At 57.7% G+C, this 24,470-nt stretch carries 27 protein-coding genes; 12 read left to right on the top strand and 15 right to left on the bottom strand.

What is annotated here, in order from left to right:
• Window positions 1–72: 72 nt before the first annotated feature.
• Window positions 73–1,032, bottom strand: a complete 960-nt coding sequence (locus AACZ86_RS01920) for an L-threonylcarbamoyladenylate synthase (RefSeq protein WP_339688962.1) — start codon at window positions 1,030–1,032, stop codon at window positions 73–75.
• Between the two features lie 52 nt (window positions 1,033–1,084).
• Here AACZ86_RS01920 and AACZ86_RS01915 point away from each other — a divergent pair, with 52 nt between their 5' ends.
• Both AACZ86_RS01915 and AACZ86_RS01910 read left to right on the top strand, forming a co-directional pair.
• A complete protein-coding gene (locus AACZ86_RS01915; protein WP_339688960.1) occupies window positions 1,085–2,836 on the top strand; it encodes an acyl-CoA dehydrogenase in 1,752 nt (583 codons plus the stop codon).
• Between the two features lie 2 nt (window positions 2,837–2,838).
• On the top strand, window positions 2,839–3,669 hold the full coding sequence (locus tag AACZ86_RS01910; protein WP_339688958.1) for an ATP-binding protein: 831 nt from the start codon (window positions 2,839–2,841) through the stop codon (window positions 3,667–3,669).
• A gap of 1 nt (window position 3,670) precedes the next feature.
• Here AACZ86_RS01910 and AACZ86_RS01905 read toward each other — a convergent pair whose 3' ends face one another.
• Entirely contained in the window at window positions 3,671–5,026 is a 1,356-nt protein-coding gene (locus AACZ86_RS01905) for a sorbosone dehydrogenase family protein (protein WP_339688957.1), read from the bottom strand.
• Between the two features lie 45 nt (window positions 5,027–5,071).
• A complete protein-coding gene (locus AACZ86_RS01900) occupies window positions 5,072–5,281 on the bottom strand; it encodes a hypothetical protein (RefSeq protein ID WP_339688955.1) in 210 nt (69 codons plus the stop codon).
• 163 nt (window positions 5,282–5,444) lie between these two features.
• Between AACZ86_RS01900 and AACZ86_RS01895 the strand changes: the two genes are divergently transcribed.
• On the top strand, window positions 5,445–5,654 hold the full coding sequence (locus tag AACZ86_RS01895) for a hypothetical protein (RefSeq protein ID WP_339688954.1): 210 nt from the start codon (window positions 5,445–5,447) through the stop codon (window positions 5,652–5,654).
• A gap of 1 nt (window position 5,655) precedes the next feature.
• Here AACZ86_RS01895 and AACZ86_RS01890 read toward each other — a convergent pair whose 3' ends face one another.
• The 7 genes from AACZ86_RS01890 to AACZ86_RS01860 form a co-directional block, all read right to left on the bottom strand.
• Window positions 5,656–6,363: a DUF2807 domain-containing protein gene (locus AACZ86_RS01890; RefSeq protein WP_339688953.1), complete on the bottom strand. Its 708-nt coding sequence runs from the start codon at window positions 6,361–6,363 to the stop codon at window positions 5,656–5,658.
• Window positions 6,360–6,983, bottom strand: a complete 624-nt coding sequence (locus AACZ86_RS01885) for a class I SAM-dependent methyltransferase (protein ID WP_339688952.1) — start codon at window positions 6,981–6,983, stop codon at window positions 6,360–6,362. The genes AACZ86_RS01890 and AACZ86_RS01885 overlap by 4 nt, the downstream gene beginning before the upstream one ends.
• A gap of 63 nt (window positions 6,984–7,046) precedes the next feature.
• Window positions 7,047–7,793 carry a head GIN domain-containing protein gene (locus AACZ86_RS01880; protein WP_339688951.1) on the bottom strand — a complete coding sequence of 249 codons (747 nt, stop codon included), beginning with the start codon at window positions 7,791–7,793 and terminating at the stop codon, window positions 7,047–7,049.
• Window positions 7,794–7,944: 151 nt separating this feature from the next.
• Window positions 7,945–8,475 carry a CarD family transcriptional regulator gene (locus AACZ86_RS01875; RefSeq protein ID WP_335652704.1) on the bottom strand — a complete coding sequence of 177 codons (531 nt, stop codon included), beginning with the start codon at window positions 8,473–8,475 and terminating at the stop codon, window positions 7,945–7,947.
• A 303-nt stretch (window positions 8,476–8,778) separates the two neighbouring features.
• Window positions 8,779–9,117: a ferredoxin FdxA gene (gene fdxA / locus AACZ86_RS01870; RefSeq protein ID WP_339689368.1), complete on the bottom strand. Its 339-nt coding sequence runs from the start codon at window positions 9,115–9,117 to the stop codon at window positions 8,779–8,781.
• 102 nt (window positions 9,118–9,219) lie between these two features.
• The gene (locus AACZ86_RS01865; protein ID WP_339688949.1) at window positions 9,220–9,522 is read right to left on the bottom strand and encodes a S4 domain-containing protein; all 303 of its coding nucleotides are present in this window, start codon (window positions 9,520–9,522) and stop codon (window positions 9,220–9,222) included.
• 9 nt (window positions 9,523–9,531) lie between these two features.
• Window positions 9,532–12,327: a helicase-related protein gene (locus AACZ86_RS01860; RefSeq protein WP_339688948.1), complete on the bottom strand. Its 2,796-nt coding sequence runs from the start codon at window positions 12,325–12,327 to the stop codon at window positions 9,532–9,534.
• A 205-nt stretch (window positions 12,328–12,532) separates the two neighbouring features.
• On the opposite strand from AACZ86_RS01860, the gene AACZ86_RS01855 reads away from it, so the two are divergent.
• The 4 genes from AACZ86_RS01855 to AACZ86_RS01840 all read left to right on the top strand — a co-directional run bounded on the left by AACZ86_RS01855 (window position 12,533) and on the right by AACZ86_RS01840 (window position 16,287).
• Window positions 12,533–14,101: a M23 family metallopeptidase gene (locus tag AACZ86_RS01855; protein ID WP_339688947.1), complete on the top strand. Its 1,569-nt coding sequence runs from the start codon at window positions 12,533–12,535 to the stop codon at window positions 14,099–14,101.
• 71 nt (window positions 14,102–14,172) lie between these two features.
• On the top strand, window positions 14,173–15,174 hold the full coding sequence (gene hemB / locus AACZ86_RS01850; protein WP_339688945.1) for a porphobilinogen synthase: 1,002 nt from the start codon (window positions 14,173–14,175) through the stop codon (window positions 15,172–15,174).
• A complete protein-coding gene (locus AACZ86_RS01845) occupies window positions 15,167–15,736 on the top strand; it encodes a GNAT family N-acetyltransferase (protein WP_339688943.1) in 570 nt (189 codons plus the stop codon). Before hemB ends, AACZ86_RS01845 begins: the two co-directional genes overlap by 8 nt.
• Window positions 15,733–16,287: a gamma carbonic anhydrase family protein gene (locus AACZ86_RS01840; protein WP_339688942.1), complete on the top strand. Its 555-nt coding sequence runs from the start codon at window positions 15,733–15,735 to the stop codon at window positions 16,285–16,287. The genes AACZ86_RS01845 and AACZ86_RS01840 overlap by 4 nt, the downstream gene beginning before the upstream one ends.
• On the opposite strand, the gene AACZ86_RS01835 is transcribed toward AACZ86_RS01840, so the two are convergent.
• On the bottom strand, window positions 16,284–16,799 hold the full coding sequence (locus tag AACZ86_RS01835) for a hypothetical protein (protein ID WP_339688941.1): 516 nt from the start codon (window positions 16,797–16,799) through the stop codon (window positions 16,284–16,286). The genes AACZ86_RS01840 and AACZ86_RS01835 overlap by 4 nt on opposite strands.
• A gap of 217 nt (window positions 16,800–17,016) precedes the next feature.
• On the opposite strand from AACZ86_RS01835, the gene rplU reads away from it, so the two are divergent.
• From rplU to AACZ86_RS01820, 3 genes are all read left to right on the top strand, one after another.
• Complete coding sequence (gene rplU, locus AACZ86_RS01830; protein ID WP_339688940.1) at window positions 17,017–17,532, top strand: 50S ribosomal protein L21; 516 nt, start codon at window positions 17,017–17,019, stop codon at window positions 17,530–17,532.
• Between the two features lie 3 nt (window positions 17,533–17,535).
• Window positions 17,536–17,805 carry a 50S ribosomal protein L27 gene (gene rpmA, locus AACZ86_RS01825; RefSeq protein WP_067197476.1) on the top strand — a complete coding sequence of 90 codons (270 nt, stop codon included), beginning with the start codon at window positions 17,536–17,538 and terminating at the stop codon, window positions 17,803–17,805.
• A gap of 197 nt (window positions 17,806–18,002) precedes the next feature.
• Window positions 18,003–18,557 carry a GNAT family N-acetyltransferase gene (locus AACZ86_RS01820; RefSeq protein ID WP_339688939.1) on the top strand — a complete coding sequence of 185 codons (555 nt, stop codon included), beginning with the start codon at window positions 18,003–18,005 and terminating at the stop codon, window positions 18,555–18,557.
• 8 nt (window positions 18,558–18,565) lie between these two features.
• Here the strand turns inward: AACZ86_RS01820 and AACZ86_RS01815 are convergent, their stop codons facing one another.
• The 4 genes from AACZ86_RS01815 to lnt all read right to left on the bottom strand — a co-directional run bounded on the left by AACZ86_RS01815 (window position 18,566) and on the right by lnt (window position 23,252).
• Window positions 18,566–19,528, bottom strand: coding sequence for a metal-dependent hydrolase (locus AACZ86_RS01815; protein ID WP_339688938.1), 963 nt, complete (start codon window positions 19,526–19,528; stop codon window positions 18,566–18,568).
• A 187-nt stretch (window positions 19,529–19,715) separates the two neighbouring features.
• Window positions 19,716–20,411, bottom strand: a complete 696-nt coding sequence (locus AACZ86_RS01810; RefSeq protein WP_339688937.1) for a tRNA (guanine(46)-N(7))-methyltransferase TrmB — start codon at window positions 20,409–20,411, stop codon at window positions 19,716–19,718.
• Window positions 20,412–20,442: 31 nt separating this feature from the next.
• On the bottom strand, window positions 20,443–21,654 hold the full coding sequence (gene metK, locus AACZ86_RS01805) for a methionine adenosyltransferase (protein ID WP_339688936.1): 1,212 nt from the start codon (window positions 21,652–21,654) through the stop codon (window positions 20,443–20,445).
• A 68-nt stretch (window positions 21,655–21,722) separates the two neighbouring features.
• Entirely contained in the window at window positions 21,723–23,252 is a 1,530-nt protein-coding gene (gene lnt / locus AACZ86_RS01800) for an apolipoprotein N-acyltransferase (RefSeq protein WP_339689367.1), read from the bottom strand.
• 96 nt (window positions 23,253–23,348) lie between these two features.
• On the opposite strand from lnt, the gene AACZ86_RS01795 reads away from it, so the two are divergent.
• Both AACZ86_RS01795 and AACZ86_RS01790 read left to right on the top strand, forming a co-directional pair.
• A complete protein-coding gene (locus AACZ86_RS01795) occupies window positions 23,349–24,038 on the top strand; it encodes a hypothetical protein (protein ID WP_339688934.1) in 690 nt (229 codons plus the stop codon).
• Window positions 24,028–24,468: a VOC family protein gene (locus AACZ86_RS01790; protein WP_339688933.1), complete on the top strand. Its 441-nt coding sequence runs from the start codon at window positions 24,028–24,030 to the stop codon at window positions 24,466–24,468. The genes AACZ86_RS01795 and AACZ86_RS01790 overlap by 11 nt, the downstream gene beginning before the upstream one ends.
• Window positions 24,469–24,470: the final 2 nt, after the last annotated feature.

Here is a 24,470-nt window from a genome sequence, read left to right as displayed (position 1 = left end):
CCGAACCGGGACACTCTATGGGAAATCGGCAGATTCTCAAGGCTCAGCCTTGTAAACTCATGTATGCGAACGCTATTTTTCGGATGCAGCCCGGGCCAATCGATCATTCAACGCAAGGCCGATACCGTTTTCGGGAATAGGTGCCACGGCGATTCTGGGTTTGCCGCTCGCGTCGGCATCGTGAAGCGCGGCGAACAACAGGCTGGCGGCTTCCGCTAGATCTCCGTGCGGAGACAGGTTCCGGTCCCCGTCAACCTGTCCAAAACCGATATGATATTCGTCCCGGTCCGAAATCCGGACGTTGAGCCGGAGCGGTTTCGATGGCGCATAATGGGACGCCAGCTGTCCCGGTGCCTCGATTATGCCGGAACCGGCGGCGGTCGGCGACCTCTCGGCAATTTTCTCCAGTTGCGCCTGCGTCACCGGACCCGGCCGCAATATCCGGTAATTTCCATTATCAATGCCGATTATGGTGGACTCGATCCCGCGTTCGCACGGTCCGCCATCCAGAATGAGCGGCGCACCCTCGCCAAGGCTATGAGCGACATGATCTGCCGTGGTTGGACTGATACCCCCACTGCGATTGGCCGAAGGAGCAGCGAGAAACAGTCCCGACTCCTTCAACAATTCGCGCATCACCGGATGGGCGGGGCAACGCAGCGCGATCGTGTCCAGACCCGCGGTTACCGCGGCAGCGACAGGACAATTCTCGCTCTTGGGAACGACGAGTGTCAACGGCCCCGGCCAAAGCGTCCCGGCGAACTTGGTCGCGAGATCGTCAAATTTCCCGAGCTTTCTGGCTGCATCCAGATCAGGCACATGGACGATCAGCGGGTTGAAGTCAGGGCGGCCCTTGGTCCGGTATATCTCCGCAACGGCGCTTGCATTGGTCGAATCGGCGGCCAGACCATAGACGGTTTCGGTCGGCACGGCGACCAGCCCGCCATCGCGCAACCGCGCCACAGCTTCACTGATCGTCGCTGTGCCGTAGCGGCGCGCTTGCTCGCCAATATGATCATTTGAGCCGGACATGACCCTGCGCTATAGCGCTGCGGAAAATCAGGCAACAACGGATAGCAATTTCATGAGTTTTACAGCCCCCGGTCGCGAACAGAATTTTGTCCTCAAACATATCGCCGATATCGGCGAACTGGCTGAGCATGATCGCTTTTCCGGAGCGAGCGACGATATGGTCGAGGCCATTGTCGAAGGCATCGGCCAGTTTGCCGCAGGCAAGTTCGCACCCATCAACCGGATCGGCGACACCGTCGGGGCAAAATGGAATGACGGCAAGGTCACGATGCCCGAAGGGTTCAAACAGGCCTATGCGCAATTTGTCGAAGGCGGCTGGGCATCGATTGACGGACCGGAAGAATTTGGCGGTCAGGGTCTGCCTTATTCACTGTCGGCGCTGATTCTCGAGACCTGCGGTGCTGCCAATTATGCCTTCACCTTGTGCCCGATGCTCAGCTTTGGCGCGATCGAAGCGCTCCACGTCCACGGCACCGACGAGCAAAAAGCGCAATATCTGCCCAATCTGATTTCAGGTGCATGGACCGGCACGATGAACCTCACCGAACCGCAAGCGGGATCCGATGTCGGCGCGCTGCGTTCTACCGCCGAACCGATCACCGAAGGTGAACATGCCGGGAAATACCGGATCAAGGGACAGAAAATCTTCATCACCTTCGGCGAACATGATCTGACCGACAATATCATCCATCTGGTGCTCGCCCGGACACCGGACGCTCCGGAAGGCACCCGCGGAATTTCGCTGTTCATTGTGCCCAAATATCACCTTGATGCCGACGGCAATCCGGGCGCGCCTAATGATGTGACCTGCGTATCGATCGAACATAAGATCGGCATTCACGCTTCACCGACCTGCGTCATGGCTTATGGCGAACAGAATGACTGTATCGGCGAGATGATCGGCGGCGAATATGGCGGCATGAAAGCGATGTTCACGATGATGAACAACGCCCGTATCAACGTCGGCTCGCAAGGCGTGCAAATCGCCGAACGCGCGACCCAGCAAGCCAGCCAATTTGCCACAGAACGGGTCCAGTCTGCCCGCGCCGGCAGCGGCGACAAGACACCGGTAGCGATTATCGAACATCCGGACGTGCGCCGCATGCTGCTGCGGTCCAAGGCTCTGACACAGGCCGCCCGCGCTTTGCTATATTATGCAACGTCGAGCGTCGACCGCGCGACTTTGGGCATCGAGGGCGCCAAGTCCCGCGCCGAAATCCTGACACCGCTGATCAAAGGCTATGGCACCGATATCGGCAATGAAGTCGCCTCGCTCGGCGTGCAGGTTCATGGCGGTATGGGCTTCATCGAGGAAACCGGCGCAGGCCAGCATTTCCGGGATGCCCGTATCGCACCTATCTACGAAGGTACCAACGGCATTCAGGCCGCCGACCTGGTGGGCCGGAAACTGGGTCTGGATGGCGGCGAGGCCATGACAGCGCTTATCTCCGAAATCCGCGCCGAGGCGAAGGAAGAAGAGGGCCTGTTGGCCCTTGCCGACACGTGCGAACATATCAGGCAGTGGATGGCCAGCGGCGATGCGTCGATCGACGACCGGCTGGCCGGCAGCTATGCATTCATGACCATGCTGGCAACCGCGACATGCGGTATGTTGATGAAGAAACAGCACCGGATTGCATCCGCTGAACTGGCCGGAGGCGATGATATATTCCTCAAGTCCAAGCTGGTCACCACCCGCTATTATCTCGACCATATCGTTCCCGAAGCGCTCGGCCTCAAGGCCGCGGCAATGGGCGGAGCGGACATATTGTACAGCCTGAGCAGCGCCGAGCTGGCGGGCTGATCATGCCGGACAGTGGCGACAGGCACATATTGGAACGGATAGCCGAAGCGCTCGAGCGGATCGCGCCGCCGGCCGCCAGTGCGGTCGATCTGTCATCGGGTGACGCCTTCCTTTGGGACGGGAAAAGTCCAAAGATTATCGCGCCGTTCGATCCGGTCGACATTGATCTGCTGACCGGTATTGACTCGCAAAAGTCGCGGGTACTGGACAATAGCAGCCGCCATGCGAAAGGCCATGCTGCGCATGATGTCCTGCTCTGGGGGTCGCGCGGCATGGGCAAATCGGCACTCGCCAAATCGGTGGTGCGGGCGTTGCAGGTGCAAGGCGAAGATATTGCTCTGATCGAGGTGCCATCGGATCATCTGGAGACGCTGCCGGCGCTATTCGGGCTACTCGCTTCGACCAAGCGCCGATTCATAATATTCATCGACGATATCGGGTTTTCCGAGGGTAGCAGCGAACCGCGTATATTGCGCTCAATGCTGGAAGGCGGGGCGAGCCAGCGGCCCGCCAATGTGCGCCTCTACGTCACGTCCAATCGCCGCCACATCGTTTCGCGCCAGATGAGCGAGCAGGATGATCCGGTCAACCCGCGCGACGCGGTCGATGACCAGCTGGCGCTGTCCGACCGCTTCGGCTTGCGGCTCGGCTTTCATGCTGCGTCGCAGGATGACTATCTGGCGATCATCGCCCGCTATGCCCATGCCCGAGGCTTGGACTATGATCGCGAGGACGCGCTTCTATGGGCGAAACAGCGCGGCAGTCGTTCGGGCCGGGTAGCGTGGCAATATATTGTCGAACTGGCCGGCCGCGCGAACAAGTTCCTGGCTTAGCCTATTCGTCTGCCGCCACTGCAGCTTTGGCAGCACCCTTGCGTGAAACACGCCAGATGATCCCGCCAACATCGTCGCTGACCAGAAGCGCGCCGGTCTGGTCAAAGGCGACCATTGCCGGACGGCCGCGTGCCAGTTGCTCTTCATCGGTAAAACCGCTCAGGATCGTGACCGGCTTGCCCTCGGGCTCTCCGCGCTGGTTGAAGTTCACATAGACGACGTCATAGCCGGACAGTGGCTGGCGGTTCCACGAGCCGTGGCGCGCGATCACCGCACCGGTGGCAAAAGGTTTGCCGAGCGCCTGACCATGCGAAAACGCGAGACCCAGCGGCGCGACATGCGCGCCTAGTCCGTAGTCCGGGCGGCGTTCATATTGACGATGGTCGAGATTTTTCTCCACTCGCGGATCGACATAACCGCCCCAGAAATGCCACGGCCAGCCATAATGCGCGCCCCAACGGACTTCGGTGAGATAGTCGGGGACCATGTCGCTGCCGAGCATATCGCGCTCGTTGACCACGGTGTAGAATTTGTCGGTACCCGGAAGATAGGCCATGCCGACCGGATTGCGCATACCGGCAGCGTAAATCGACTTCTTGTTGGTTGCGAGTTCGACCTGCAATATCGAGGCACGCTCTTTTTCGGTCTCCATGCCATTTTCGCCGATATTACTGTTCGAGCCGACCGAGATGTAGAGATATTTGCCGTCCTGGCTCGCGAGCAGACCACGGGTCCAGTGGTTATTGGGCTCCTTGGCATTCAGATTGGCAACCTTGCGGCCCTCAGCCGTAATTTCCGTATCACCTTCTGCATAGGGATAGGCGTAAACCGCATCGGTATTGGCGATGTACAGCGTGTCATCGATCAGCTCGATTCCGAACGGCGAGTTGAGATTTTCGAGAAAGGTGAATTTCTCGTCAACCTGACCATCCTTGTCAGTGTCGCGCAGCAGAACGATCCGGTTCGCCGACTCGGTTCCAGCGCCGGCCTTGCTCATCAGATTGCGCATGACCCAGCCTTCGATACCCTTGTTCGTCCGCGGCGGGCTATTGGTTTCGGCAACCAGGAGATCGCCATTGGGCAAGCGGAACATGCTCCGCGGATGATCCAGACCTTCGGCGAAGCGCTCAACCACGAACCCCTCGGCTGCGATCGGTCCTTCTCCTTCGCCCCATGGCTCGGCTTTCGCGATATTGATCGTTGGAAAATTTTCCGAGCGGACGTCCGTCAGTGTCGGCTCCACCCCTGTCGTCGCATCCAGTGGCAAGCGCGCGGTATCGCCACGCATGAAATAATAACCTGCTCCCACGCCAAGGATGATGAGCAGAATCGCGACATTTCTTATATGTTTCAACATGACGCGATAATAGATGGCGTCAAAGGTCCTGACAAGCGCGGTCTGTTATGCGCCGCGACCTCTCCACCAGATTGCCAGTGCCGCCAGTGCGCCTAGCGCCAGTCCGGCCAACAAACCGGCTGAAGGCTGCCCCATATAGCCGCCAACAAACACGCCGACCATGGCGCCAATTGCGATAAAGACGCCACCGCCGTTCCTGTTGGCCGACCGATCATTGGAAGATTTGGAAGCATGTTTCGAGGTTTCAGGGTTCATGGAAAAAGCCCTAACCGACGATCCGTCCCATGACCAGAGATTCTCCTCCAACTTATAGTCAGTTTGTTGTTAACCCTAGGTTTTGAAGATATTTCCACTGGTCGATTGTAGGACTTGATGTTCAAATCGGAGGCAGGGTCGCTTCCCGACTAAGGAGCTTGGGATGCAATTGCCCGTATTTATAGAATCCACTCACTATAACGATGCCGAATTGCTGATCTCTCACTATGGCGACGAAGCCGGGCTTGAGGCGGCCAATCGCGCGGACAAAAGCCGTTTACTGGGAAATCATCTGCATTATTGCAAATGGAGACAGGTGGAACGGCTCTGCATCTTACTTTCCATCGACCAATCGATTGGCACCATCCACTAAACTAGCGGTCGGGATCGCAGACAATCTCGGCGGCGCCATCGGTTCGTATGGTGCAATTGGGTTTGCCGTCGATCACGATCCGGCCGGTACCATTATTGGTGATGATGGCGTCACGCGTGACCTTCATATGGCTGCTGGATGGTCCGCGCTGAACCAGCGTCAGCTTTTCGGCGGTGAGATCCGGGCTTGCAAATATGCTGGCCCCTTGCAGCTCGACCCGGGCCGCACGCACTTTGCCGGCGATCGTTACCTGACCGCCGCCGGTCATCGCAACATCCAGTTGATCGGCATCGACCGCATCAACCTGCAATGTGCCAAAGCCGCCGAGACGCATGCGAGGGGTGCGACCGGACAATTTGTCGAGCGTCACTCGCCCCGACCCGAGGTGCGAGACATCGCTGATCGCATAACTGCTGAGATAGACAGTGACCGGCCCGTCCGCTTCATAATTGTCACCGCTGAGCGATTTGGCCTGTACGGACACGGTCAACTGCTTGCCGTTTCTCTGCAATGATACCCGGTCCAGAACCTCTCTGGTTTCCCCTTCCGCCCGGGCAGAGGCACCTTTGCCCGACGTCAGCACCACATCGACGCCATTGCCGATGCGGATGTCTTCGAATCCGAAGATGGAAAATTTACGTTCCGCAGCCTGGGCTGCCGATGAAAGCAGCAATGTTGCGGACAATAAGAGGATTGAAATCTTTCTCATAACGGTCGGGCCTCGCCAAATTCCATCCAGCCGAGCCAGCGCGGTGTCTTGGGGGCATAATGACCGCCATTCTCCAGCAGCGCATAGCCGTTGGCTTCAATCAGTTTTGCTACAGGTCGATGCAGATGGCAACCGCCCGCAATATGTTTCCAGACCGGCTCGATCCGCCGTTGCCATTTTTCCGGTCCCTTGTCGGGTGCCCGTCCATGTTCGAGAAACAGGATTTTCCCGCCGGGCTTCAGCACCCGGCGCATTTCCGAAAGCACCTGCTTGCCATCCTGCACCGAGCAAAGCGTGAAGGTGGTCAGCACTGTATCGAAACTCGCATCAGCAAAAGGCATGGCTTCACCGATGCCATCATGTATTTCCATCTCGAAACCGCGCTGGCGCGCTTCTTTTCGCGTATAGTCGAGCAATTCCGCCGACGGATCGAGACCGGTCAGTTTCGTGACCTTCGAGCGGTCGTAAAATTGCAGATTGATCCCGCCGCCACAGCCGAGTTCGAGCACATCGCCATCGGCCTTCGGCACGATCTGGCTGCGATCTTTCATCACCGCAGGTTGCGAACATGCTGTGCGGATCAGTTTCGGAACCGCGTATTTTTCCCAGAGATTTGCCATCACCGGCGAATCTGCCACATGCGCGGCGGATCGCCAAGTGATTTCAGCATGTTGGTTAAGGGCTTAGCCGCAGGTAATATCGCCAGACCCCATTGCCCGCGACTTGCACTTGGCTTTGCCGTGAATGCGGACGTCACCGGAACCCATGACCTTTGCGTCAACCGAACCGTCGGACGACAGTTCGACATCACCGCTGCCCGCCACCGATATGCTGGCGCTGGCGGCCTTCAGATCCTTGCCACTGATATCGCCCGAACCGGCAATCGATATGTCGAGCGATTCGGTTGTACCGGCGAGGGTCAGATTACCCGAACCGGCAATTTTGGAGCTTAGCGACGGCGTTTCGATATTGGCTACCCGGATATTTCCGGACCCGGCGATACTCAATTGGGTCGAGTCGGTGGTCATCGCATCGATTTCCATATTGCCCGAACCGGCGAGCTTGGCACTCCTCAACGATGGCGCGCTGATATAGATGGTGGCCTTGCCGTTATCACCCCAGGATTTGCCATTGCCTTCCCGGCCAATTTTGATCTCGTCACCGGATATTTTATAGCGCAACTGTTCGATCGCCTCGGAATCACCTTCAGCCCGGATCGAATATTCTTCTCCGGTGGTAAATATAATATTGTCGGGACCGGCAAGCGTAACCCCCGCGAATGCGCCGGGGTCGCTGGCGCTGCTCCCGATGGCACTACCATCAGAAAAACTGCTCGTGGTGCCGGTTGCCGCTTCGCCGACAGCATCGGCGATCGAGCCCTCACAAGCGGCGAGCGCCAATAGCGGTACCAGAAATATTATGCTTTTCATCCATGCCTCCATTACTGTATTAATTAACTAATACACTTATATTCGGCAAGGATCAACTGAAAAATTGGTCTCTTCCGGACATGAAAAAAAGGGCTGCCACATTGCTGTGGCAGCCCTTTGAGAATTTCGACGAACGCCGGAACGTTATCGATTAATCTTCTTTCACTTCATAATATTGCGGTGCAGCAATATTGAGAATCTCGAGAATCTTGGTCAGGGCCGTCGGTTCATCGGTTTCTTCCATCGCCGCCAGTTCGCGGGCGAGACGGCTCGATGCCGCTTCAAAAATCTGCCGTTCGGAATAGCTTTGTTCAGGCTGGTCATCGGCACGGAACAGATCGCGGGTCACTTCGGCAATCGATACCAGATCGCCCGAGTTGATCTTCGCTTCATATTCCTGGGCCCGGCGCGACCACATCGACCGCTTGACCTTGGGCTTGGCTTTCAGTGTTTCCAGGGCTTCGCGGAGCGTTTTGTCGGAAGACAATTTGCGCATTCCGACGCCTTCTGCCTTGTTGGTCGGAACCCGCAGGGTCATCCGTTCCTTTTCGAAGCGCAAAACATATAGTTCGAGTTGCATGCCTGCAATTTCTTCATTTTGCAGTTCGACAACCCGGCCAACGCCATGTTTCGGATAAACAACATAATCGCCCACATCAAAGGACAGCACATTCGCAGCCATAAAAAGCCTTTCTTGAATCAATGGAAAAGAACGCTGGTCACGTTCCAAATTCGTAATTACGAAACAACCCTTTCGTACGTATAATTAACCACTGAACACCATCCGCACATCAGATGTTCAGCCGATTATCGCTATTGTGTAGCAGATTCGTATCAAAAAAGCAATTTTTCGTTGCATTGCACAACGGATCACGACCGAAATCGACGTTATGAGGCCAGCTCATCATCGAGATTTCATCGCTTCGGCGTGAAAATATCAGCTGGCACCGGGATATCCGCGCAATCCGCGGGATCTAATCCGAAGTTAATCGCCCTCGCCGGGTTTCTCGGAGAAGAAAGCTTCGAACTTGCCTTCCATGCCCTTGAACTCGTCGGCATCGGCGGGCGGTTCGCGGCTGACCGTGATATTCGGCCATTCCTCGGAATATTTGGTGTTAACCTCAAGCCATTTTTCAAGGCCGTCCTCGGTGTCAGGAAGAATGGCTTCAGCCGGGCATTCGGGTTCGCAAACGCCACAATCAATGCATTCGCTGGGGTTGATGACCAGCATATTATCGCCTTCGTAAAAGCAATCCACCGGACAGACTTCGACGCAGTCCATATATTTGCATTTGATGCAGGCTTCGGTAACAACATAAGTCATCTGGTCGTGAACTCCCCAATACCAGTCCGCCATTTCAGGGCAATAATTCAACCCTGCTATTGTGCAATTTCTGGCACGTCAACAGTTGGTTTGACGGCTAATTCAATTGCCAGTCTGCAATTTTTCATAGCAGGATTGCGCCAGCGCGAGATTAGCCCGCCGTTCCGGTAGCGATAATATGCGCACCACGTACACTTCGCGGCCCTGCGGTACAGTCAGTATATCATTTTGCCGCACCTTGACATGCCCCCGTTCGATCCGCCGTCCGTTCAACCGGACATGGCCTTGTTCCGCAAGTTTACGCGCCATGATCCGGTTATGGGCAAAATGCAGGAACCAGAGCAACTTGTCGATCCGCAGCGCCGGAGGCGCTACGGGAATGCGATCCGCTTCTCTGCCGCTCAAGCCCGCATCCTATTTTTTCATGCTGTCCCGGAGTGCGGCCAGCTCGGCAAAGGCGCCGCCGGCAGTGGCCAGAACGGGTTCTGCCTTGCGCTTGGCCGGCGCACCCCTGATCTGTTTGTTCGATTTGTCGCGGGGCTTGAACTGGTTTTGGTTCTTTTTCCGCGCCATGCCCTTCCAGCGCCAATATTGCGGGACCACCACCGGTGTTTCCGGAACGGGAATATTGTCGGATGGGGCGCCAATGGTTTCACCGGCGGCGCCAGTGGCTTTATCCTCTGCAGCGCTATCCAATGTGATAGGCATTTCGGATAGGACAGCTGTTTCAGACACTGAGGCCGGTTCGTCGGCCTGCGGTGCCGGACCGGCTTCGGTGACGGGTGGCGCAACCGGCTCCGGCTTGTCGGCGGTTTTGACGAACCCTGCCAGAGCGAGCAACGCCTCGTGGCAGTTTTTCGACAGACCCAGAGATGTCGCCAAAGCCGGATCGACAGCGAAGATATCGCCCTGTTGCCGGGCCTCATGGGCTTGTTTTATCAGCCGTTCGACCATGTCGACACGGACATATTCTTCGCCAATCTTGCGGAAGCCGAGTCGCGCGGCGTGCCCGGCAGAAGCAAAGGTACCCTGCTTGAGATGGACCGCATTGTCCGGCGCCTGTTCGATCATCGGCTCGGCGTCATAGGCAGCGAACAACGCCGTCCGCCAGAGCACGGCCCCGGGTTTCATCAGCGCATGATGGAAAATATCCAGCGCGCCGAACACCAGACCGGCCCGGCGGGCATGGCCGCGCATATCATTGTCGAGCGCGCGAATCGCCTGGTCGATTTCTCGCCGGGACAATATCCCGCCAGCATCGACAATCTGCGCGAACAGGGCGCGGACAGCCGCAGGGGTTTCCGGTTCGTTGGCCAGCGCGTCTATTTTCACCAGCCCCTGCAGATGCTTGTCCTTCATCGCATCGACCCAGAGTTTGACACGGTCGATCACCTTCTGGCTGGCTTCGGGCGCCATATCCTTGATCGAGCGGTCGAATTTAATCTCCGGCTGCAAGAGATTCTTGCCCTTGGCAAAGACCGCAAGGCGACTATCGCCCCAGAGAATAGCGGGCTGTCCCGCCGCGTCGGGGACCAGCGTCAACACACTGTCAGGTGCCTTGGCAAGAGCGTCTGCATTTTCCGTCATAATCCGTCCCAAATATCTTTCTGCCGCCGCAAGCAGCATTTTGCGGTCCTCACTCCGGCTATCGGAAGGTACGACAAATTGGAAGCCCTTGAGTGTTCCTATTTCCTGTCCCTCGACCAGCACCATGCCATCATCATCGATCGCAACATCCTGCGACAGCGAATCTTTCAGCAGGCCGCGCATCAATATCCGCGTTCTTTTGTCAACAAAACGCTGGGTCAACTGGCTGTGCATCGCGTCGCTTAAGCGCGATTCCAGCGCGCGGGTGCGCTCGACCATCGCCTCCGGCTGCTCGACCCAGCGGGATTTTTGCGCGATATAGCTCCAGCTGCGGGCCGCCGCGATGCGTGCGCCCAGTGTCGCTATATCACCCTGGAAATTTTCCAGCCTGGCGATTTCCTGTGCCATCCGGGCATGGGGTATTCTGCCCGATCCACTCGCGAGATGCGGCCAGAGCGAAGCGACAAAACGCGCCTGATGATCCGCGCCGACCTTGCGGAAATCGGGGATGCAGGCGGCCTCCCAGAGCAAGCGCACCATGGCCGGCGAGTCGGCATATCGTGATATCGCCGGATCTTGCGCCAGCTTTTTCAAAACAGCGAGATCGACGGCTTCCGGCGCGGGGTGCAGTCGCTCGCGTTGCGGCTTTTGCTCGAGCGAACGGATCAGTCCGTCAACCGAGCCAAAAGTGGGTTCGGCATTGCGCCAGTACAGCCATTCCAGCCTGGGGAACCGATGCGATTCGAGACGCTCGATATCTTCGGCCTGCAATTCGTCGGACGAGGCCAGCCCAGATAATACGCCAAAGCTTCCGTCCTTTTGATGGCGTCCGGCGCGCCCGGCAATCTGCCCGATTTCCGCCAGCGTCAGCCGCCGCCTGCGGCGACCGTCAAATTTCCGTAGCGCGGCAAAGGCGACGTGGGTTACATCGAGATTGAGCCCCATGCCGATCGCATCAGTGGCGACCAGATAATCGACCTCGCCATCCTGATACATTTTGACCTGCGCATTGCGGGTTTGCGGCGACAGCGAACCCATGACGATCGCAGCGCCGCCATGCTGACGCCGGAGCATTTCGGCAATCGCGTAAACATCCTCAAGCGAGAAAGCGACGATCGCCGAACGGCGCGGCAGCCGGGAAAGTTTGCGCGACCCCGCATAGCTCAAAGTGGAAAAGCGCGGGCGGGTGACAATCTCGGCGTCGGGAAGCAAGGCTTCGATCAGCGGTCGCAGGCTTTCCGATCCGAGGATCATGGTTTCCTCGCGGCCACGGGCGTGGAGCATCCGGTCGGTGAATATATGGCCGCGCCCGGGATCGATACCGATCTGCCCTTCGTCGATCGCGACAAAAGCAAATTCGCGATCCATCGGCATGGCTTCGGCCGTGCACAGATACCATTGCGCATCTTTCGGGATGATCTTTTCTTCACCGGTAACCAGCGCCACCCGGTTCGCGCCCTTTAGCGCGACCACTCGGTCATAGACTTCCCTTGCCAGTAGCCGGAGCGGGAACCCGATCATCCCGCTCGAATGGGCACACATGCGCTCTATGGCAAGATGGGTTTTGCCGGTATTGGTCGGGCCGAGAACGGCGACAAGGGACGACTGGGAGAACCGGGACATTGCCCGTACAACAGCCGATCAGGCGCAGAGTTGCAAGGGGCTTGCAACAAAAAGCATCAGCTGCGGACCGGATAGCCGTGATTTTACACGTTTCGCCGCATGAAAACCGCCTGCACCGCGGGTTAATTTGACTTTAACCAAGTTCCTGCACAGAGGTTGCTCATATATATGATGCAAGGCTATATTGTATCGCCAAGGGGTTCGTTTGTTCAAGAGTATCGACGATATCGACATGCAAGTTCAGGGGTCTGCGACCATCGCAGCCAATCCTCTTCTATCGTCATTGCCCCCATTGAATTCTTTCCGGGAAAAAATCGCCGAATGGCGTGAATCTCTCGCCGAAGTCGACTGGGTGCCGGACCTGGGCGTGGATATCGGCAGCCCGGCATGGTTTCGCGGTCTTGTGACGCTCGTAGCGTTGAGCGGCTTTGCGATCAGCGCCCTTCCCGATTTCGGTCCGATTGCCGGACATCGCGCCGACGCGCTGAGCGGCTATCGCGCGGACCAGGCCCGTTCGCAAATGATTGCGCCACTGGCTTATGGTTCCGACACCGGCATAAGAATGGCGGCAACCGACGCGGTTCGCCCGCTTGCGGAAAGCCCCGAACGGCCCTCGATCGAACTGGTTGCGACGCTGGGCCGCGGCGACAGTCTGCGGCGGGTGCTGCAGCGCGCCGGCGTGGCCAGCGACGAAGCCGCGCAGGCAAATGACCTGATCAGCGGTGCGGTTTCGCTGGGCGATATCAAGCCGGGCACCAAGATCGACGTCATACTCGGTCGCCGGCCGGCGAAAAATCAGGCGCGACCACTGGACCAGCTGGCCTTTCGCGCGCGCTTTGACTTGAATCTTGAAGTGCTGCGCGACGGAAGCCGGCTGAAGCTCAACCGGAAGCCGATTCTGGTCGATGATACCCCGTTGCGGATCAAGGGCGTTGTCGGCTCGAGCCTTTACCGGTCCGCGCGTGCTGCGGGCGCGCCATCCGACGCCGTTCAGAAATATCTGCAGATCATCGGTTCGAAAATGTCTGTCTCGCGCGATATTCGCAGCACCGACGAATTTGATATCATCCTGTCCTATCGCCGCGCCGAAACCGGCGAGGTTGAAGTGGGCGATCTGATATATGCCGGACTCGAACGCGACGGAAAACCAAAGGCCCAGATGCTGAAATGGCAGAGCGGCGGCCGGACCAACTGGTTTGAGGCATCGGGCGTCGGCCAATCCAATGGCGAACTGGCGCGGCCGACCAACGGACGGATCACATCCAGCTATGGCATGCGGCGCCATCCGATCCTGCGCTACAAGCGCATGCACAGCGGAATGGATTTCGGCGGCGGCTATGGCTCACCCATTTATGCGGTTACCGACGGGACCGTGATCCATGCCGGACGCAAGGGCGGCTTTGGCAATTATGTCCGGATTCAACATGGCGGCGGGCTGGCTTCCGGCTATGGCCATATGAGCCGGATCGCGGTAAGCAATGGACGGCGCGTGCGCAAGGGCCAGATCATCGGCTATATCGGATCGACCGGCCTGTCGACCGGACCGCATCTCCATTACGAACTCTATCGCGGCGGACGCACGATCAACCCCAGTTCGGTCAAATTTGTAGAACGCGCGCAACTGGGCGGGCAGGAACTGCGTCGCTTCAAGGGCGAGCTGCAGAAACTGAAGCATGTTGTGCCGGGCGCAGCATTGGGCAGTTTGAAAAGCACCTCGGCACAGGCGGAACCCGAACGCGAGATCAACCGGCTCAACAAGCCGCTAACAAGCTAGGGTGGAGTTCAGTCCGCAAACAGTTTCACAGAAGAGTTGAGCGGCGCTGCCGGCTAAGCTAAGCATCGCCCATGTCACAGCAAGCTTCTTTCCCGCACAGCCGATTGCGCCGCACGCGCACCCATGGCTGGAGCCGCTCCATGGTCCGGGAGACGCATCTGTCGCCATCCGATCTGATCTGGCCCCTGTTCATCACCGAAGGCAAAGGCGTGGAAGAACCGATCGCGGCCCTCCCCGGCGTCTCCCGCTGGTCGGTCGACGGCATCGTCGAGCGCGCCCGCGAAGCGCGTGATCTGGGCATCCCCTGTCTTGCTCTGTTTCCCAACACGCCGGCGGAGAAGCGCAGCGATGACGGGAAAGAATCCCTCAATCCCGATAATCTGATGTGTCGCGCCACCAAGGCGGTGAAGGATGCGCTCGGCAATGATATCGGCATTTTGACCGATGTCGCGCTCGATCCCTATACCAGCCATGGCCAGGACGGGCTGATCGACGACAAGGGCTATGTCGAGAATGACCGCACGCTCGATATCCTGACCAAACAGGCGCTGAACCAGGCCAATGCCGGAGCCGATATCATCGCGCCGTCCGATATGATGGATGGCCGGATCGGCGCGATCCGTAACGTGCTCGAACTGGCGCACCATCACAATATCCAGATCATGGCTTATTCCGCCAAATATGCCAGCGCCTTTTACGGTCCGTTCCGCGACGCCGTCGGTTCCGGAGGACTGTTGAAGGGCGACAAGAAAACCTACCAGATGGATCCGGCCAACAGCGACGAAGCGATTCGCGAGATCGCCTTTGATATTGCCGAGGGTGCCGACAGCATCATGGTCAAGCCGGGCCTTGCCTATCTCGATATCATCTATCGCGCCAAATCGGAATTCAACGTGCCGGTATTCGCCTATCAGGTGTCCGGCGAATATGCGCTGGTCAAGGTCGGCGCGGCGGCGGGAGTCGGCGACCATGACGCGCTGATGATGGAGAAGCTGATCGCCTTCAAACGCGCCGGTTGCTCGGGCATACTCACCTATTTTGCGGCCGATGCCGCGCGCTTGCTCCATGGCTGACAAAGCCACCGATATTGTTCTGGAAACCGAGCGGCTGCTGCTGCGCAAATGGCGGAAGAGCGATATCGAACCGTTTATGGAACATCTCAATACCCGCAATGTGATGCGCTGGCTGGGCGGCGTCCAGGATCGGGAAACATTCGATGCGGCAATGAAACGCCTGGAAGGCTATGACCGGGACTTCGGCCACACTTTCTGGATTATCGAGCGCAAGTCCGATGGCGAAATTCTTGGATTTTGCGGGCTGAAGCGGGTCAATGCGCCGCAACCCAAATTGACCGGCGCCCACGAGATCGGCTGGCGCCTGCGCGAAGACGCCTGGGGCAAGGGCTATGCCAAGGAAGCGGCGACGGCCTGTATGGATGCTGCCTTCAGCCGCTGGAATGCGCCCTTTGTCGTAGCCCTCACCGTCGCCGGCAATGAACCGAGCTGGGGATTGATGAAACGACTCGGGATGCGCCACCATCCCGAACTGGATTTTCACGATCCCAATTATGGCGAAGATCTCAATCCGACCATTGTTTACAAAATCGAAGCTGATGTCTGGAACTCGAAAGCATGACCAATCCCTTAATCCTGCCATTCAATGGCAAGACACCCAGAATCCACCCCAGCGCCTTCATCGCGCCGGGCTGCAAGATCATCGGCGATGTCGAAATCGGTCCTGAATCGAGCGTCTGGTATAATTGCGTGATTCGCGCCGACGTGAATTTCATCCGGATCGGCGCGCGCAGCAATATCCAGGACGGCACCACCATCCATTGCGACAGCGCCACACCGGCTACACCCAATGGCAATCCGACGATCATCGGCGACGATGTACTGATCGGCCATATGGTGATGCTGCACGGCGCGACGCTGGAAGACCGGGCCTTTGTCGGTCTGAGCACGACGGTGATGGACGGTTGCGTGATCGAGGGCGACGCGATGCTCGCCGCGGGGGCCACACTGACCCCCAATAAACGTATTCCCTCGGGTCAGCTCTGGGCCGGGTCACCGGCGAAATATATGCGCGACCTGACCGAACCGGCCATTGCGGGCATGCGCATGGGTGTTGCCCATTATGTCGAGAATGCCAAGGCGCACAAGGCGGCCATCGACGCCCTGAACTAGCGCAGCCGGCTTGTCATCGCGTCCATCTCGGTCTGCTGACGGTCCACTTGGGCCTGCACGACGTTCCGCTGCTCAGCAATGATGTCGGTTCCGCCGGTCTGGCCGTTGGCCGATTCGCGTTCGAGCTGGGTCCGGTAAAGCGCATCAATGTCCGCCAATGCTTCGACCGAAGGACTGCGCAACATTTCCAGCGCGGCCAGCTCCACATGCGCGGCGACCCATGATTCGCTGGACATCGCTGCATTGCGCGCAGCATCCACACGTTTTTTTACCGCCGGAAGTTTTGTCTGGAACTGTCGATGCGCGGTGCCGCTTCTCGTCACGGCTGCGTTGAGCTTGCTTTGCAGCTCTGCAGACAGAGAGACCGTTGTCGGGGCGGGGACCGCCGATTCGTCCACCGCCGCTACGTCTTCATAAGGGCGCTTCTGAAGCGACGGAAAATCGCCCTGCTGCATCGCGCAACCGGATAGCGTAACGGTGACAATCGCCACCAAAGCGGGGAGTTTTTTCATTGCTCAGTCTTTAGGATAGGCTTATCCTGTCTGCAACGGCGAATATCCTCGGATGAAGTGGAGCATTGCCGGGTCTCGTGAATAGCCAAAATCGCCTTAAGCCGGTTGACAGCACCAGCCTCATCGGTTAGCTGGCCACTCTTTCCAGCGTGGGCCGAAAGACTCGCGTTGACGTGCTTGTGCGCTGGAACCATAAATTTGAAACGGAAAAATAGCCATGTTCGCAATTGTGCGCACCGGCGGCAAACAATATCGGGTTGCCGCAGGAGATATTATCGCAGTCGAAAAACTAGCTGGCGAAGCTGGTGATTCGATAACTCTGGACGACGTTTTGCTGGCCGGAGACGGTGGCGACATGAAGGACCTCAAGGGCCTGACCGTTGCGGCTGAAATTATCGCCCAGGAAAAAGGCGAGAAGGTCATCATCTTCAAAAAACGCCGCCGGCATAATTATCGCCGCAAAAACGGCCATCGCCAGCAGCATACAGTGCTGAAGATCAGCGCGATCGGTTCTGAAAAGGCTCCGGCAAAGGCTGCTCCGAAGAAGGAAGCTGCTCCAGCTGCCGAGAAACCAGCCGCGAAAGCCAAGGCTGCTCCAGCTGAAAAGGGTCCGGCCGAAAAAGCACCAGCGAAAAAAGCTGCTGCGAAAACCGAAACAAAACCAGCTGCAGCCAAGAAGGCTCCAGCGAAGAAGCCAGCAGCCAAAAAGCCGGCTGCGAAGAAAGAGGACTAAACCATGGCACATAAAAAAGCAGGTGGTTCATCCCGCAACGGACGCGACTCAGCAGGTCGTCGTCTGGGCGTAAAAAAATTCGGCAGCGAAGCTGTTGTCGCCGGTAATATTATCATCCGCCAGCGCGGAACCCAGACCCATGCGGGTCGCAATGTCGGTATGGGCAAGGATCATACCCTGTTTGCGCTCGTTGACGGCAAAGTGGAATTCCACAAGGGCAAGCTCGGTCGCAAATATGTGTCCGTCGACCTCATGGCGGAAGCCGCAGAATAACCGGATAATCGATAAAGGGTTATCCTCCAGCAGGATGACCCGGCAGGTTCCACGGAACCACCAATTTCAGGGAGAGGGTCATCCTCTCCCTTTTTTTGTCTCTCCCTGTCATAACGTCACGGTCTTGTAACGGTGACCCGCTAGCGGGCTAATCCATCAAGGCAGGGGCGTCACGTGCATGATGATGGAGAGTCCCGATGTTTTCTGTAACACCAAGATTGCTGTTAAGACCCGGCTGGCCCGAGGATATCGATACGCTGTTCGCAGCGATCAATGATGAATCACTTGTCCGCAATCTGGCACGCGCGCCCTGGCCCTACACGCGCGATGATGCCGCACAATTTCTCGCCACTCCCCGGCCTGTGCTGCAGCCCAATTTCCTGATCTTTCGTCGCGATGGCCAGGAACCGCGTCTTCTCGGCTGCATCGGTTTCGGAGACGATGGCTATGGACATATCGAACTGGGATACTGGATCGCCCGGGACCACTGGGGCCGCGGCTATGCGACCGAGGCTGGCTGCGCCGTTCTCGACATTGCCAGGACGCTTGGCCATCCGGAAATGCAGGCCGAGCATTTTGCCGATAACCCCGCTTCGGGAAAGGTGCTGAGGAAACTGGGTTTCAGGCCGACCGGCCGGACCACTCCGCGTTTTTCAAAAGGACGGGGCCAGGAAGCCGATGCCGTGCAATTCACACTTTCGCTGTCAGAAGATGATTCTGCGGACGATGTGATGCGAGACCTCGCGGCGTGATGTGATGCTCAGGCAACTTTCTTCAAAGGCTCCGGTTTGCGCCGGTCGTCCAATGTAGAGAGCTCAGCCGAATCGGTCTCCGCAACCATGATCGCGGCTTCATATTCGCTCTCGGCGAGCCGGATGAGGTCGCGGTCATCAATATCCCAGGGATGAAAGCCCGGCTTGAAAAATTGCACCAAGGGCCACAGCGTCCGCCGGAACGGTGCCGGGCCAACCAGCGCATAACGGGCCAGTCCGGTCCAGGCGCGGAACCCGGATATGCCATCTTGCCGCAGCAGGTCGATCACACCTTTTGTCCGGTTGATTGTAAAGCCGAGGGTGATTTTGGCCATGAACAGGCTGCGAACAAACCAGCGCTTGAGCGGATTCCAGTCTCTGGTGACATATAGCCAGGTATCATAAGCCACACCCTTATGCTCGACCTCTTCCGAAGCATGCCATAGCCAGAGGTTGCGCTGATGCTCGTCGGCATTTTCAAAATGCTTCGGATTGGCAATTACCTCAGCCGCCAGGATTGCGGTGATATGCTCGATGCACATGGTCGCTACCAGATGCGCGATTTCCGGTCTGGCCCGGATACCATTCACGACATCAGCGATGGTTTGCTCCAGCCGTGAAATATCCAGATCACAGTCGATCAAATGCTCGTTAAAACAATGATGCTCGCGACTATGGGTCGCCTCCTGCTGGATGAAGGCGCGGATTTCTCCCTGCAATTTTGGCGGCACCTGGTTGCGGAATTTCCTGAGCGAATCGATGAAAAAAGTTTCGCCTTTCGGGAAGGTCACCGACAAGGCGTTGAAAAAGGCCGATGCAAAAGGATCACCACCGATCCAGCGGCGACGTTCGATCGATTCTCTGGCAAAATACCGGTTACGGGATTTAATATGGAGATCGTCAGGCGTCGCGCTCTTCTGTGCATGATCGGGTTCGGTCGCCGCTGCGGCGATGGGTGGCTTCCTGCCCATATCTTTTCGTCTACCTTCCTGGAAATCAACATCAACGCGACCGCTTTTGGTTAAGCGTTTTCTAGATAAGGAAGGTTAAGGATACGCGTGGCAACATACTTAAAATGCTTGGTTTACAATTCGTTATCACGATGAAAACCGGCGGAATTGCGGGTTTTCCACAAATTGGTGATTACAATATTCTGGTTTATTTGCGCCGGTAGCGGAAATACCAGACATCATGCCCCTGACGGCGTGCCTTGGCTTCGTAGCGCGTCTCCGGCCAGCCGCCGGGACGGACCATCCAGTCTTTCGGGCTTTCACACAGCCAGTCAAATTCGTCACGCTGGTTCATGATCATGCAGGCCCATTCCAGATAGACCGGATGATCGGTGCCGAAACGGAATTCCCCGCCCGGTTTCAGCTTGGCGGCAATCAGGTCCACCGGCCCGTGGTTCATGAAGCGCCGCTTGGCATGGCGCGCCTTTGGCCAGGGATCGGGATGCAGTAGGTAGACGAAGCTCAGCGAACCGTCGGGGATCCGTTCGAGCACATCGAGCGCATTGCCCATATGCAGGCGGACATTGCCCAGATGGCCGTCGCGGATATGCTGCAACGCGCCAACCACGCCGTTGAGATAGGGCTCGCAACCGATAAAACCGTGATCGGGCAGCATGTCGGCGCGCGCGGCAAGATGCTCACCGGCGCCAAAGCCGATTTCGAAATGCAGCGGGCGGTCGCCGCCAAACAGCGACTTGGCCGATACAGGACCCTCCACCGGCACCGCGATTTGCGGCAGCAGCTTTTCCACCAGTTCGACCTGCTGATCACGCAATGCATGGCCCTGCCGCCGCCCGTATAGCTGGCGAATGGTGGTCGGGTCACCTTCATTTGAAACGGTCATCGTTCGAAAACTTCTACTGGCAAGATCGTTTTCAGATAGCGGCCTTCAGCGCATCTACGAGATCAGTTTTTTCCCAGGTGAAGAAATCGCCGTCTGCCTTGCGACCGAAATGGCCATAAGCGGCGGTCGGGCTATATATGGGCTTGTTCAGGCCGAGATGGGTACGAATGCCCTTTGGTGTGAGCCGCACCAGCTGTGGCAGGATTTCTTCCAGTTTCTCTTCGCTCACCTTGCCGGTGCCATGCAGGTCGACGTTGATCGACAATGGCTCTGCAACGCCAATCGCATAAGACAACTGGATCGCGCAGCGCTTCGCGAGACCGGCCGCCACGATATTCTTCGCCAGATAACGGGTGATATAGGCTGCCGAGCGATCGACCTTGGTCGGATCCTTGCCGGAGAAAGCGCCGCCGCCATGAGGGCTGGCACCACCATAAGTGTCGACGATGATCTTGCGCCCGGTGAGACCGGCGTCGCCGTCCGGGCCGCCAATTTCAAACCGGCCGGTCGGGTTGACGTGAATCACCGTCTTGTCGGTGATGAAGCCTTCCGGCAGCACCTTATGAAACACGCCCATCACATAGTCGCGCAATTCCTCGTAAAGCGCAGGATTGTCGCTGTCCTTGTAATAGCCCGGTGCGTGCTGCGTCGAGACCACCAGAGCAACAGCCTCTACCGGCACTTCATTGACGTAGCGCAGGGTCACCTGACTCTTGCTGTCCGGCTCCAGAAACGGCGCCCTGCCGCTGTGGCGATCGGCGGCCATCTGCTTCAATATTTCATGCGAATATTGCAACGTAGCCGGCATCAGATCGGGGGTTTCGTCGCTGGCATAGCCGAACATGATGCCCTGGTCGCCGGCGCCTTCGTCCTTGTTACCGCTTTCGTCCACGCCCTGTGCGATATGCGCCGATTGCGGGTGCAGATAATTTTCAAATGTCAGATTCTGCCAGTGGAACCCGTCCTGCTCATAGCCGATTTTCTTAACGGTCTCGCGGACAGCGGTCTGGATTTCCTCCTGAGCACCCGGTGCCCAATTTCCGTCCGTATCGATCATGCCCGAACCGCGCACTTCTCCGGCAAGAATCACCCGGTCGGTGGTGGTCATCGTTTCGCAAGCGACCCGTGCTTCGGGATCCTTCGAAAGAAACAGATCGACGATGGCATCAGAAATCTGGTCCGATACTTTGTCGGGATGGCCTTCAGAGACCGATTCGGAGGTGAAGATAAATTCTGAACGCATGGCAAAATCCTGATTTTGAGCCGAAACAACATCAGCTTTAGGGACATAAGGAAATGTTTATATGTGCTTTAACGACCGCGCACGCGGATAGCAATGGCAGATAGCAGCAAAAGCAGCGCCAGACCGAGCGACAGCAGATTGCCGTACCGTGCAAATAATGTGGGTGCCTTCGCCTGCGGCAGGCGGCTGTCAATCCGGCCGGCCTGACCCATCGGGATGCTGGCTCTGACCATTCCGTTCGCGTCAATCACCGCCGAAATGCCGGTCGGCGTGGAACGGATCACCGGCAGTCCCTCTTCAATCGCCCGCAAGCGCGCCTGAGCCAGATGCTGCGGCGGTCCCCAGCTGCCGAACCAGGCATCATTGGACGGATTGAAAATGAAATCCGGGCGATCATCGGGATCGACAACCTGTCCCGAGAAGATGATCTCGTAACAGACTTGAAGACCAGCCTTGCCGAACTTGCCGAGATCGAAAGATCGGGCTCCGGGACCCGGCCAGAAATCAAAGTCTCCGGGTGCCAGACGGGACAGGCCGATAGCGGATAAAAGCGGCCGCATCGGCAGATATTCGCCATAAGGCACGAGATGGGCCTTGTCGTATCGCCCGATCAACTCATGCTCGGAATCCATCGCAAAAACGCTGTTGCGGGCGCCGATCGCGTGGCCTTCCGCTTCGTCAAATTCGAGCTTGAGCGCGCCCAGCACCAGCATATCGCCCGGCTTCATCATTCCGCCAAGTTGCTGACGAACAAATTCCGGTGGGCGCCCATAATAATAGCGGGCCGGATAGCCGGTCTCGAGATAATCGGGTATCGCCGCTTCCGGCCAGAAGATGATGCGCGGCTTATCGTCTTTCCGGAGTGTCAGTTCGGCGAGCTTCGCCAGATTCTGCTCTTCATAGCCGGCTTTCCATTTGTCCTGCTGGCCAATATTCGGCTGAACCACAGTGATCAGCGGCTGTTCCGGTGACATCTGCGGCGCCTGCTGATGCGGTATCAACGCAAGGCCCGCAAAAATAACGATCAACGGAACGGCAGGTTTCCAGCGCTTCTGGCAGAGCAACCACAGGCCACCGGCTCCAACAAACAGCAGCGCCGACAAGCCGTAGGATCCGATAAACATGCTGAGGCTGGTCATCTGGCCAAGCGGCAGCGCAATCACTCCCAACGGATTCCAGATAAATCCGCTGAACACCCAGCTTCTCAGCCATTCGGCAATGATCCAGAATGCGGCAAGAGCGAAAATGAATGCCAGCGGCCTGGCTTTCCCGATCAACCACGCACCCAGTCCTGCCAATGCCGGGAAAATCGCCAGATAGAGCGACAGCAGCACCACAGCGACATATCCCAGCCATTCGGGCATCGCAGCCTGGAAGGTAAACGCCTTGGCAATCCAGTTGAGGCCGATGATGAAATGGCCAAGGCCGAACAGCCAGCCAGCCAGAAAAGCGGCTTTGCGGCTTTGGGCCTGCATCAATATTGCCATCCACAGAGCCAGCATCAGCAGCGTCAGCGGCCAGAGGTTCAGTGGCGCAAAGCCGGTCGCGCTGATCCCGCCGGCAAGCAGCGAAATTCCGTAAGGATGGCGGGCTATCATATCTTGAAGTTTGGACACCGACGGCTTTTGCCGTGTTCGGGGCTGCCATTCAATTGCTAATTGCCGGACCACGGATTTCATTGCTATCATATACCTATGAACCTGATCTCATTCCTGATGTTCGCGCTGTCGCAACCGGCCACGAGCCAAGCCGCACCGCTCTCAGAAATACAGGGCCGTGATCTTTCCTGTGTAGCCGTCCTCGCGATCATGGCGTCGGAACAGGAGCGCGGCGTGACCAGTGCACTTGACTATCCTTTGCTCACCGAACGCGGCGCGATCTATGCCGGTCTGGTCGGGGAACGGATCATGAGTGAGACCGGCCGAACCAGGGAAGAGGTACGGCAAGACATATTGGAAGCGGTCGCGGCGCAACAAGCCAAGGGCGGCAATGGCGCGGAGGCAGACGAGGTCGTCAAAGCGGAAATGACCAAATGCCTGCCCTTGCTTGATGCCCTAGTACCGCCCAAGCCCAAGCCCGACCTCAACCAGTGCGCCGGGATGCTGCAGCTTGCCTATGAGGAAGTCCATGACCGCGAAGGCCTCTCCAAGACGGCGCAGGACCTCAAGACTCTTGCCGCTGTTCTCGACAGCCGCGCACGCGACAAGATGCGCGCCGAAGGGCTCAGCGGTCAGGAGAGCGATATCATGCTGACCCAGGAACGCGAAGCCATGCTGGCCGACGCCAGACAAAAGGAGGCGCTCGGTCAGGGCTCCGACCTCGACTATGACCATTGTTTCACTCTCGCCGCACCCGAAGACAAAGGCCGCAAATATGAACACTGAACCGTCGGATGCTTTACGTCCGTTCCATCTCGCATTTCCGGTGCGCGATCTCGAGGAAGCGCGGAAATTTTACGGCGGCCTGCTTGGCTGTGCAGAAGGCCGCAGTGACCCTCACTGGATTGATTTCAGCCTCTACGGCCATCAGATTGTTACCCATCTCGACGCGCATCATGATAATCGTCAACTGATCAACCCGGTCGATGGCGAGCAGGTGCCCGTCCCCCATTTTGGCGTGGTGTTGACGATGTCCGGATGGCAGGCGCTGGCTGACCGTCTAACGGCAGCAGACATCGCCTTTGTCATCGCACCGACGATCCGCTTCAAGGGACAGGCTGGCGAACAGGCAACGATGTTTTTTCAGGATCCAAGCGGCAATGCACTCGAGTTCAAGGCCTTTGCCAGCGACGATCAACTGTTCGCCAAGGATTGAAA

The sequence above is a fragment of the uncultured Parasphingorhabdus sp. genome, assembly GCF_963975735.1.
In the GTDB taxonomy this organism is placed as follows: Bacteria; Pseudomonadota; Alphaproteobacteria; order Sphingomonadales; family Sphingomonadaceae; genus Parasphingorhabdus.
This window is presented reverse-complemented; position numbering and strand designations above follow the sequence as displayed.